Source organism: Stenotrophomonas sp. INTA L402-1 (genome assembly GCF_059295135.1).
This window is the reverse complement of the sequence record NZ_JCAFWP010000008.1, coordinates 85,162-96,146: the sequence shown is the minus strand read 5'-3', so window position 1 is coordinate 96,146 and position 10,985 is coordinate 85,162. Positions and strand designations below refer to the sequence as shown.

The window sequence follows — 10,985 nt, the reverse complement described above, 5'->3', positions numbered from 1 at the left end:
GCTCGATCAGGTGGAAAGAAGGAAGTCGGAAGACAGGTTCAAGCTGGCGGCAGGTCATGTGGCGGCGGCCGGAACAACGGCGAGATCAACCAGACCAGGCCGATGCCGAACAGCAGGGTCAGGCCGAACGCGCGCAGCGCCGGGGTCTGCGACAGGCCCAGCAGGCCGAACGACAGCCAGGTGCTGGCCGCGCCCACGCACACTGCCAGCCAGGCGCTGGCATCGCCACGGTGCTCGATCAGGAAGATGCCGTAGTCGATGCCCATGCCCAGCAGCAGCATCAGTGCCAGCACGTTGAACAGCTGCAGCGGCTGGCCGAACAGACCCAGCAGGCCCAGGGTCAAGGCACCGGCAATCAGGGTCGGCGCGAACACGCGCCAGGCCTGGCGGCGGTAGCGCAGCCACAGCGCGCCGAACACCAGCGCGATGCCGACCAGCAGCAGCCCACCCATCAGCTTGCGGTAGTGGCCCAGCAGCGTGGAGAAGTCGGCGGTGCGGTCCACCCAGCGCACACCCGGCAGGCCTTCGGCCGCGCCCTGCAGGGTGGTCAGCGCATCGGCGCGCGACAGGTCATCGACCATCACCACGCTGATCATCTGCCCACCGACCTCGCCCACCCACAGATGACGGAACGGCTGCGAGGCCGGCGAGGCCAGGAAGGCTTCGGCGCTGAGCGGCGCTGCCGCGAACTGCGGTCGCTGCAGCGGCTCGCCCACGGCCTCGGACACGGCTGACAGCACGCCGGGTTCCACCTTCGCGGTCAGCGCGGCATCGGCCTGCTGCCGCGACGGCGACGGCAGCCAATCGCTGATCGCGCGATAGCCACCAATGCGCTTGTCGTTGGCCAATACACGCAGGCGTTCGGTCAGCGCTTCTTCGCGCTGCAGCAGCTGCGCGGCATCGGCACCCTGCACCAGGTAGAACTGCGCCGGGCTGGGCATGCCCAGCAACTGGCTCAGGCGGATCTGCTGCGCCATCAATGCCGGCGGCGACGACTGCAGGCTGCGCAGGTCGTCGTTGCTCTGCAGGCGCGCGATGCCGATGGCAGACAGTGCCAGCGTGATCACCACGAACATAGTCACCGCGCGGCGGCCATGCAGGCGCGGGAAACGCTCCAGCGTGTTGCCCAGCCACTGCGAGAAGCGGGTCTGGCGGATCTCGCCACCATCCAGCCACGGGAACCAGAAGATCACCGTGAGGAAGGCGGCAGCCAGGCCGACCACCGAGAACAGCGCCATCTGGCGCAGGCCCGGGAACGGGGCCAGGCCCAATGCCAGGTAGGCCAGCGCACTGGTCAGCAGGGCCAGCCACAGGCCAGGCAGCAGATGCCGCAGCAGCTTCCAGCGACGATCGGCCGGCTCGGCCTGGCGCGAGGCAAACCAGTGGATGCCGTAATCCTCGGCCACGCCCACCAGCGATGCACCGAACACCAGGGTCAGCACGTGCACCTTGCCGAACACCAGCACGGTCACTGCCAGCGCCACGCCACAGCCGATCAGCAGTGAGGCGGCGACCAGCAGGATCGGCCGCAGCGAGCGGAATGCCAGCCACACCAGCAGCAGCACCGCCGCCAGCGACCCCCAACCGATGGTGTTGATCTCCTGGTTGGCCTGCACCGCGGCCGCTTCGGCGTGCAGTGGCACGCCGGCATGCAGGATTTCCAGCTCCGGCGCCGCTGCCGTGGCGGCCTGCCCGGCGCGTTCCAGCAGGCCATCGAGATGGCGCTCGCCGTCCAGCTGGAACGCCGAGCCGGGCGTATCGAACTGCAGCACGGCCCAGTGCCTGCCCTCGGCTTCAAGCAGGCCGTCATCGCCCAACCGCAGCCCCGACCCCTGCGCCTGCTGCTGCCACCATTGCGACCACAGCGACAACGGGTCCTGCCGCCAGTCGGTCAGGCGCGGCGCGCCCATCAGGCCGTACAGCGCGGCCAACGCCTGTTCGGCCAGCGCGCCCGGCTCGCTGCCCTGCAGCTGCTCGCGCTGGGCCGGGGTCAGCAGGCGGTCACGGTACGGCGCGTAGAACGCGCGCGCCTCATCGAACCAGCCTTCGATCGAGCCGCTGGGTACCAGCAGGGCGTGATCGGCGTCCTTGGCCATGGCCGCGGCAAAAGCCGTCTGCGCACGCTTGGCGGCGGCGCCGTCCTTGCTGCCCAGCAGCACCACCACCTGCCGCGAACTGCCATCGGCAATGCGCCGGGTGACATCGCTCAACAGGCGGTCGTGTGCATCCTGCGGCAGCAGGGCGAGGATGTCGGTGTCGATCCGCGATTGCTGGCTCCACAGGCGCCACTGCTGCGCACCCATTACCAGCAGCACCAGCAGCCAGGCGATGCCCAGCCAGTGCCACCAGCGCCGCAACCGGTCCGGTGCGTTCGATGCCGCGGCCTCACTCAAAGCGGCGGGCCTCGTCGGCATTGAGCGTGGCCGGCGTCTCGCTCAACGCGCTGAACTGGATCTGCGTGCGGTCCTTGTTGGCCTCCACGATCTCGACCTGGCGCACGTAGCGGTCGCCCTGCAGGGTCAGCGATTCGAAAGCCTTGGCCAGCATCGCCGACTTCGGCGTCAGGCGCAGCCGCCAGCCCTGTCCTTCACGGCTGGCCGCCACGTTGAACTGGCTGGACAGCGCCTGCACGTCGCCACTCATCAGCGCGAACATGATCGCGTTCACCGAACGCATCGCCGGTTGCTGCCGTGCATCGAGTTCGACGCGGGTGCTGCCATCGCGCTGGCGGCTGAGGATGCGGTCGGCGGTGACCACCACCTCGGAGGGGAACGGCTTGAGCGTGGACCAGATCACGCCGTGCTGACGCGCGACCACGAAGCGGCCCTGCGAACGCAGCGGATTCTTGAAGCCGCTGACCTGCTTTTCCTGGCTGAACTGGCCACGCAGTACATCCGGCCGCGCCACCGCCTGGGTGATCGCATCGATGGCGGGGTCGGCCGCCTGCACCAGCGGTGCGGCCAGCAGCAGCGCGCACAGCAGCGCACGGGCGAAACGGTTCGCTCGGTTCATGGCGCAGGCACTCCCAGGCGTTCCCACAGCACCGGCGGGCACTGGTACAGCATTTCCTTGCTGGCAGCGTCCACCGCAACCTGGATGGTCATCGCGCGGGTCAGCACCTGGCCGCTCTGCGCATCGAGAATCTCGTACTCGATCTTCAGCCGGTTCTCCCATTCCACGATGCGCGCGATCACGCGCAAGGCCTGGTTGAACAGCAGCGGGCGCACATATTTCACCCGCGCATCGACCACCGGCCACAGGTAGCCCGATTCGAGCATCTGCGGGTAGTCGTAGTCGTAGCGCCCGAGCAGCGCGCAGCGCGCGATCTCGAAGTACTTGAAGTAGTTGCCATGCCAGACCACGTTCATCGGATCGCAGTCATGGAAGGCCGGGGTCAGCGAAATCTCGCCGGCCCGTTCGATTGCTTCATTCACCGGCATACAGCTCCCAACGTTGCGCGCGGATCTCCACCAGCAGTTCCCGCAGTTCGCGATCCAGCGCGCGGTCTTCTTCAACCAGGGCGATGCGCTGCCCCAGGTCGGCGTACATGTCGGCCAGACTGCCATGCAGCTGCGCGTTCATGCCAACCCGTTCGCGCAGCGCCAGGCCCTGGCGGGCAGCGATCAGCATCGCGGCCACCACCTGTTCAGTCAGCTCGATCACGCGCAGGCAATCGCGCGCGGCAATGGTGCCCATGCTGACCTTGTCCTGGTTGTGGCATTCGGTAGAGCGCGAGAACACGCTGGCCGGCATGGTCTGCTTCAGCGCTTCGGCGGTCCACGCCGAAACGCTGATCTGCAGCGCCTTCAGGCCATGGTTGATGGCCGCGCGCGGGCCGGTGGCCGCCGACAGGTTGGCCGGCAGGCCGTGGTTGTAGCGGGCATCGACCACCAGTGCCAGCTGCCGGTCGAGCAGATCGGCAACGTTGGCCACGGTGTTCTTCAGGGTGTCCATCGCCAGCGCAATGTGGCCCCCGTAGAAGTGGCCGCCATGCAGGATGCGCTCGCCGTCGGCATCGATCAGCGGGTTGTCGTTGGCGCTGTTCAGTTCGGTTTCGATCAGCTGGCGCAGGAACGGCAGGCTGTCCTCCAGCACGCCGATCACATGCGGCGCACAGCGCAGCGAGTAGCGGTCCTGCAGGCGCTGTTCATTGCGCGGCGGACGCTCGCTGTGCAGGTCGCTGCGCAGGCGCGCGGCGATGCGGCCCTGGCCCGGGTGCGGCTTGGCGGCGAACAGGGTTTCGTCGAAGTGATGCGCGTTGCCGTCGCTGGCCAGCACGTTGAACGCGGTCAGCCGCGTGGCCATGCGCGCCAGGTAATCGGCGCGCTGCCAGGCCAGGCAGGCCAGGCCGGTCATCACGGCGGTACCGTTCATGATCGCCAGGCCTTCCTTCGGCCGCAGCTTCAACGGGGTCATGCCGATCTTCGCCAGCACATCCGCCGCCGGCTGCACGCGGCCGTCGTGCAGCACCTCGCGCTCGCCGCACAGCACCGCGGCCACGTACGACAGCGGGGTCAGGTCACCGCTGGCACCCACCGAGCCCTCGGCCGGAATCATCGGCAGCACGTCGTGCTGCAGCAGTGTGGCCAGGCCTTCCAGCAGCGGCACACTGACACCGGACATGCCACGCACCAGCGACGCCAGGCGCGCAGCCAGCACCGCACGGGTCTCGACCGGGTCCAGGTAACGGCCCAGGCCACAGCCGTGGTACGTGTACAGGTGGTGCGGCAGCTCAGCCACCAGCGCCGGCGGGATGTTCACCGTGCACGAGTCGCCGTAGCCGGTGGTCACGCCGTAGATCACGCCGTCCTCGCGCAGCAGGCGGTCGAGGAAGTCGGCACCGCGCTGGATATGCGCGCGGAACGCCGGCGCCTCGCTCAGTGCGGCCTCGCACTGGCGCTGGGCCAGGGCAACCACGTCTTCAATGGTCAACGGTGCATCGCCAAAGCGGCACACGGGTACGGCGTCAGTCGTCATGCGGAGCCTGATCCCAGAAGGGGAAGAAGTTGAACCAGTCCAACGGGGACTGGATGACCTGGAGTTCCAGCCAGCGCGCGAAGCGCTGTGCCTGTTCGGCCAGTGCGGCATCGCGCGAGCCACGTGGCAGCGCGATGCGTTCGGCGAACTGTTCAAACGCCACGCGATAGCCCTCGCCCTGGTGCAGGCAGGCCATGGTGTAGACCGGGCAGCCCAGCGCGGCGGCGAGCACGTAGGCACCGATCGGGAACGGGGCGCGGTGGCCAAGGAAATCGGCAATGACGCTGCGGCCGCCCTGCACCGGCGTGCGGTCGCCGACGATGGCGACGAAGCCACCGGCCGCCACGCGCTCGGCCAGCATCATTGCCGTGGCCGGGCCCATTTCGGTTACCTGCACCAGCTCCACCGCCGCCAGCGGGTCCAGCCGCTGCAGCAGGCGGTTGAAGCGCTGCGCATGCGCGGTGTGCACCAGCACGGTGATGCGGAACCCCGGCACCTGTTCGGCCAGTACCTGGCACAGCTCCAGGCAGCCGATGTGCGCGGTCAGGATCAGCCCGCCCTCGCGGCGCGCGATCTTTTCCAGCACCAGGTCGCGATGCAGGTGGATGCGTTCGGCCGGATAGCGTCCGCCCAGGCCGAGGATCTTGTCCAGCATCGTGTCGGCAAACGCGAAGAAGTGGCGCAGGCTGTCACGCCGGGTCGGCGCGCGACCCAGCGCACCGCTGTGCGCCTGCAGGCGCTGCAGGTACTGCATCGAGGCCTGGCGGCCAACGCGGTTGCCCAGCCAGTGGCAGGCCACCACCGGCCACACGCACAGGCGGAACGGCCAGCGCCCGAACCAGCGGTGCACCCAGCACAGGAACAGCACGCCGGCCACCGAGGTGGATTCGCCGATGTCGGCCCAGTGCGGGGCCCCCTGCGCGGCCGCCATCTCAGCGCTGCCCCCGCAGGCGGCGCCACAGCAGGCGCGGTGCGCGCCAGAGCATGCCGAAGAACAAGCGGGTGTGCATGCGGCTGATGCGCACGTTGTCGCGCCACACATCGAAGTGCGAGACGCCATCGGATGGATAGGTCACGCGCGTGGCCAGGTGCTCGACCGGCAGGTGCCGCCAGTACAGGCGCACCATCACTTCGGTATCGAAATCCATGCGCCGGCCGATGGTTTCTTCACCGATCAGGCGCAGCACCGGCGGCAGCGGATACACGCGGAAGCCGCACATGGTGTCGCGCAGATGCAGCGACAGCGTGTTGATCCAGACCCAGATGTGGGTCGCGTAGCGGCCGTACAAACGCGCCTTGGGAACGCTGGCGTCGTAGGCCGGAATGCCACAGATCACCGCCTCGGGATGGGCGCGCGCCGCTTCGATGAAGCGTGGCAGATCGCGGGTATCGTGCTGGCCGTCGGCATCGATCTGCAGCACGTGGCTGTAGCCTCGCGCGCCGGCTTCGGCGAAACCGGCCAGCATCGCCCCGCCCTTGCCCTGGTTGACGTCCAGGCGCAGCAGGTCGACGCCCTGGCGCTGTGCCAGCGAACGCAATGCTGCCGCGCACGCCTCATGCGAGCCATCGTCGATCAGCAGGCATGGCAGGCCGGCGGCCTGCACGCCGTCGACCACCGCCGCGATGGCGTGCTCGTGGTCGTAGACGGGAATCACCACCAGTGGCGCGAACGCGGCACCGGCAACGGCCGGATCAGTCCGCATCGGCGAAGACCACTTTGCCGCTGGCATGCACACCGTGGCTGGAGGTGTAACGGAAGGCCATCACGTTGCGTGCGGCATCCCAGTCCAGCTGCAGGGTCAGCTCATCGCCCGGGCGGGCCACGTGCTGGAACTTCACCGCATCCATGCGCAGGAACACTGCCGGCATGGCGAACACCTGGCGGCCAAACCGCACCGCCCAGTCCAGCTGCGCCACGCCGGGCAGGATCGCCGCCTGCGGGAAGTGGCCCTGGAACGGTCGCAGCGCCGGGTCCAGGGTCATCCGCAGCGTGGCGCTGGCCGCATCGCGGTGATCCCAGACCGGCACCGGCATCAGCGGCTGGAACAGCGCTGCCAGTGCCGCCTGGGTGACCTTGCCCTGTGCGTTGATCGGCAGCGCCGGCACCAGCCGCCAGCGGCGCGGTCGGGTGACCGCGTCATGAGCCTGTGCCAGGCGTGTGCCAAGGCGCTGGCCCAGCGCGCGGCGCGCGGCCTCACCGCCCTCCAGCAGCGTCGGGTCGGCCGGTACCACCACCGCGGCCAGCTGCTCGCGCTGCCCGGGCAGCACCAGCACGCGCACGTCATCCACTTCGGCGTCTTCGCGCAACGCACGTTCCAGTGCATCCAGCGAAACGCGGCGCTCTTCAATCTTGACGATGCGGTCGGCGCGGCCCAGCAGGCGGAAGCGGCCATCGGCCAACGCTTCAACGCGGTCCTGGGTACGCCACCAATCCGGGGTTTCCAGATGTGCGGAGGCCACCGCCAGGCAGCCCTCCTCGATGCGCCACTGCACGCCGGGCAGCGGCTGCCACGGCGGCAGGTCGGTGTCCCAGCGGCGCCAGGCGATGCCGCCGGTCTCGCTGCTGCCATAGACCTCGGTCGGGGCCACGCCCAGCCACTGCCGCACCTGGCGTGCGGCGTCTTCCGGCAGCGGGCCACCGGAGGAGAATACCGCGCGCAGGCGGCCATGCAGGCTGGCCCAGTCGAGCTGCTCGGGCAGGCGCTTGAGGTGGGCCGGGGTCGCGACCAGCACCGTATCGGTACCGGCCAGCGCACCCACCAGATCTTCGTGGAAGAACCGGCGTGGATGGATCAGGCGGCCGGCAGCCAGCGGCCACAGCACGCGGAACAGCAGGCCATAGATGTGCTGGTGCGACACCGTGCCATGCACCTGCACGCCTTCCAGCTGCGTGCCGAACGCAGCCTGCAGTGCGTCCACCTCGCGCGTCAGCTGGTCCATGCGCTTGTTGATCGCACTGGGCTGTCCGGTGCTGCCGGAGGTGAACACGCACAGCTCGCAGGCGCGCTCGTCCAGCGCCTGAAGACCCTCGTCCGGTGCGGCGTCCAGCGCCGCCAGCGGACAGTAATCGGCGGACACGTCGCCTGCGAAACCACTCACCTGCGGCTGCAGCGCCTGCAGCGTGGCCGGCAGGTTGTCGGCAGCCAGGAACACCCGCTTGCCGGCATGCCAGGCACCGAACAACGCAGCGGCAAAGGCCACCGCATCATCGAAATACAGGGCCCAGTCACGGCCTTCGGCCGCCGCAAACGCGGCGCGCCAGGCCAGTACGCGCTGGCGGAAGCGGGCGTGGTCGATCACCTCGCCATCGCAGACGCCAACGCTTCGATGCGGCCGCGCCTCCAGCAGCAGCCGGTCCAGGGCAATCCACTCAGCCATGCGCGTGCGCCGCCTTCACCCGCCGCCGCACCAGCCACTCACCTGCGAACAACACGCCCATCATCACGTACGCCAACAATCCGTTGTAGAGCATCCAGACCCGGTCCGACGCGTACAGCGCGGTCAGCAGGGCCAGGCTGCCGTTGAGAACGAAGAAGCCGCACCACACCTGGGTGACACGGCGGGTATAGGCCACCGCGAACGGGGGCAGGTCCGGTTCCTGCAGCCGTGCCAGGCGTTCCACCAGCGGCGGGCCGAAACGCAGGCTGGTGCCGAACACCGCCAGCATCACTGCGTTGACCAGCGCCGGGTACAGCTTCAGCGGCAGGGCCTGGTTGAGCACAGTGGCCAGCACCGCCAGCAGGCCGGTGCCGGCGGCCGCGGCCCACCACAGCGGCTGGCGCGTACTCAGCGCGCGCAGCAGGGCCAGGGTGAACAGCAGCAGCGACAGCCAGCGTGGCTCGAAGCGGCCCATCGCCAGGTACACCAGCACCGGGTAGGCCAGCGAGATCGCAGCCACCACGACGGTGCGTGCGCGTGCCATGGTGGAGCCGCCGGCGCTGCGGTCAGGCGGCTGCCTGGTCCGGCAGCAGCCTGTGCACCACATCGACGATGTCCTGCACGGTACGCACGGCCTTGAACGCTTCCGGCTGCAGGTTGCGGCCGAGCAACGGCTTCAGCTGAACGATCAGGTCGACCGCGTCGATGCTGTCGATGTCCAGGTCGTCGTACAGGCGGGCCTCCGGGGTGATCCGGGCGGTTTCGATCTCGAAGCTGTCGGTCAGGATGCTGACGATGCGTTCGAACAGTTCATTCTTGGTCATGGCAGGTCCTGGCACCGTTACGACTGGCGGGCGGCGACGAACTCGCCGAGCGCGCGCACGCTGGAGAAATGGCGACGGGTTTCTTCCGAATCGGCCGAGAGGCTCACACCGTACTTCTTCTGCAGCGCCAGGCCCAGCTCCAGCGCGTCGATCGAATCCAGGCCAAGGCCCTCGACGAACAGTGGGGCGGTCGGATCGATGTCCTCCGGCGTGATGTCCTCCAGCGAAAGGGAGGAAATGATCAATTCCTTGATCTCGTGCTCAAGTGCTTGCACGGTTCGGATCTCCAGACAGGTCGAAATAACGAGAAAGGTGCTCGGTGACGCGACGGGCTGCCAAGGCATCCCCCCTTGGCGAGTCGTCTTCGGCCAGAAATGGCGCGATCGGGATATCTTCGCCGATCTGCAGCCGAACGTGAAAGCGACGTGAGGGGACACGATACCACTTCTGCCCCTTGGTCAGCGTTGGCGGGCTGCAGGTGATCCGCACCGGGGTGACGTCCAGGCGGCCCCGTACGGCGATGTTGGCGGCCCCACGCTGCAGCCGCGGCGGCTGCCCGGGCACGCTGCGGGTGCCCTCCGGGAAGATCACCAGGGTGCCGCCGGCATGCACCGCGGCCACGCAGTCATCGACCAGGCCGGCGCCATCGTCATTGGAGATGTAGCCGGCGGCCCGTACCGGACCGCGCATGAACGGGTTGCAGGCCACGGCCCGCTTGACCACGCAGTCGGCGTTGGGCAGCAGCGAGATCAGGCAGACCACGTCGATCAGGGTCGGGTGATTGGCCAGTACCAGCAGGCCGTCGCGCTGCAGGCGTTCGCCGCCCTCGATCTCGTAGGTCATCACCCCCAGCCCGCGCATCAGCCGCAGATGGCTGGCGAAGGCGGCCTGGACCACGCGGCGGGCCCGGCGGCGGCGGACCACCGGGTCGCGCATCAGCAGCAGCACCGGCATCACCAGCACGCCCAGCAGCAGGCCGCCCAGGCCAAATGCGACAAAGCTCAGGCCGGTGCCAAACACCCGCCAGGCATGGTCGAGGCGGCGCAGCAGCTCAGCCACGGCGGCTCCAGCGCCAGCGCTGGCCGTGGGCCACGTGTTCCAGCGCCGGCGCGCCGGACAACAGGAACCGGTGCAGGTCCAGCGCATGCGGCAGCAGGCCGGGCGCAGTGCTGGCCTGGGCGTCGGCCGGCTGCCACTGCAGCGACAGCGTCGGTCGGCCCTCTGCCGGGGCGGTCAGGCGCCAGCACCAGGCAAAGAACGGGTCGGGTTCGTCGGCGAACGTCGCGTAAATTTCCGGAAGTGGCGACTCATAGACCACCACCCGCACCTCGCGGGCACCGTCGGCCAGCAGGCCGACGGCCTCCAGGCAAGCCGTCTCCACCGTGGCTTGGCCCGCCGCCAGCGCCAGGTAGTTGCCGCGGTGGCCGCGGGCGATGGAATACAGCGCGGCAATCGCGTTGTGCACGGACAGGCCGAATCCGGTCGGCGACAACGGCTCGTCGGCGGCCAACGCACCCAACAGGTCCATCGAACGGGCCACGTCGCCGTGGCGGCTGGCGAACACCAGCGGCACGTCACTGTCGGCGCCCTGCCCGTCCTCGCACCAGCACGCGGCCTGGATCGCCATCCGGCCCAGCCGCTCGATGCGGCGGCGCTGCATCGCCGGCACTTCGGCCAGCGCCGGCGTGTCCGCGCCATGCGGCGGGTACGGCGCATCGGCCCAGCCCAGCCACTGGCTACGCTCACTCAGGCCGGGCGCCCAGGCGGCCCAGTCGACGATGGAGAATTCGATCATTTAGCGATGGT

12 protein-coding genes are annotated in these 10,985 nt (G+C 69.0%); all 12 read right to left on the bottom strand.

The window, feature by feature from the left end; translation table 11 throughout:
- Positions 1 to 38: 38 nt before the first annotated feature.
- Genes AC5O77_RS07395 through AC5O77_RS07340 form a run of 12 tightly spaced genes read right to left on the bottom strand, consistent with a single transcriptional unit; the run spans position 39 to position 10,974 of the window.
- Positions 39 to 2,414 carry an MMPL family transporter gene (locus AC5O77_RS07395; RefSeq protein WP_494506659.1) on the bottom strand — a complete coding sequence of 792 codons (2,376 nt, stop codon included), beginning with the start codon at positions 2,412 to 2,414 and terminating at the stop codon, positions 39 to 41.
- Positions 2,386 to 3,012, bottom strand: coding sequence for an outer membrane lipoprotein carrier protein LolA (locus AC5O77_RS07390; RefSeq protein ID WP_277778831.1), 627 nt, complete (start codon positions 3,010 to 3,012; stop codon positions 2,386 to 2,388). The genes AC5O77_RS07395 and AC5O77_RS07390 overlap by 29 nt, the downstream gene beginning before the upstream one ends.
- Positions 3,009 to 3,440 (bottom strand): acyl-CoA thioesterase, encoded by a 432-nt coding sequence (locus tag AC5O77_RS07385; protein ID WP_071228589.1) that lies wholly within the window; start codon positions 3,438 to 3,440, stop codon positions 3,009 to 3,011. Before AC5O77_RS07385 ends, AC5O77_RS07390 begins: the two co-directional genes overlap by 4 nt.
- On the bottom strand, positions 3,427 to 4,977 hold the full coding sequence (locus AC5O77_RS07380; protein WP_494506658.1) for an HAL/PAL/TAL family ammonia-lyase: 1,551 nt from the start codon (positions 4,975 to 4,977) through the stop codon (positions 3,427 to 3,429). The genes AC5O77_RS07385 and AC5O77_RS07380 overlap by 14 nt, the downstream gene beginning before the upstream one ends.
- Positions 4,967 to 5,908, bottom strand: a complete 942-nt coding sequence (locus AC5O77_RS07375; protein WP_494506657.1) for a lysophospholipid acyltransferase family protein — start codon at positions 5,906 to 5,908, stop codon at positions 4,967 to 4,969. Before AC5O77_RS07375 ends, AC5O77_RS07380 begins: the two co-directional genes overlap by 11 nt.
- Position 5,909: 1 nt before the next feature.
- Entirely contained in the window at positions 5,910 to 6,680 is a 771-nt protein-coding gene (locus AC5O77_RS07370) for a glycosyltransferase family 2 protein (RefSeq protein WP_071228592.1), read from the bottom strand.
- Positions 6,670 to 8,355 (bottom strand): ApeI family dehydratase, encoded by a 1,686-nt coding sequence (locus AC5O77_RS07365; protein ID WP_494506656.1) that lies wholly within the window; start codon positions 8,353 to 8,355, stop codon positions 6,670 to 6,672. Before AC5O77_RS07365 ends, AC5O77_RS07370 begins: the two co-directional genes overlap by 11 nt.
- Entirely contained in the window at positions 8,348 to 8,899 is a 552-nt protein-coding gene (locus AC5O77_RS07360) for a COG4648 family protein (protein WP_012512473.1), read from the bottom strand. Before AC5O77_RS07360 ends, AC5O77_RS07365 begins: the two co-directional genes overlap by 8 nt.
- A 22-nt stretch (positions 8,900 to 8,921) precedes the next feature.
- Entirely contained in the window at positions 8,922 to 9,179 is a 258-nt protein-coding gene (locus AC5O77_RS07355; RefSeq protein ID WP_006402206.1) for an acyl carrier protein, read from the bottom strand.
- Positions 9,180 to 9,196: 17 nt separating this feature from the next.
- Positions 9,197 to 9,454, bottom strand: coding sequence for a phosphopantetheine-binding protein (locus tag AC5O77_RS07350; RefSeq protein ID WP_005411610.1), 258 nt, complete (start codon positions 9,452 to 9,454; stop codon positions 9,197 to 9,199).
- A complete protein-coding gene (locus AC5O77_RS07345) occupies positions 9,441 to 10,238 on the bottom strand; it encodes a lysophospholipid acyltransferase family protein (protein ID WP_006402207.1) in 798 nt (265 codons plus the stop codon). Before AC5O77_RS07345 ends, AC5O77_RS07350 begins: the two co-directional genes overlap by 14 nt.
- The gene (locus AC5O77_RS07340; RefSeq protein WP_494506655.1) at positions 10,231 to 10,974 is read right to left on the bottom strand and encodes a beta-ketoacyl synthase chain length factor; all 744 of its coding nucleotides are present in this window, start codon (positions 10,972 to 10,974) and stop codon (positions 10,231 to 10,233) included. Before AC5O77_RS07340 ends, AC5O77_RS07345 begins: the two co-directional genes overlap by 8 nt.
- Positions 10,975 to 10,985: the final 11 nt, after the last annotated feature.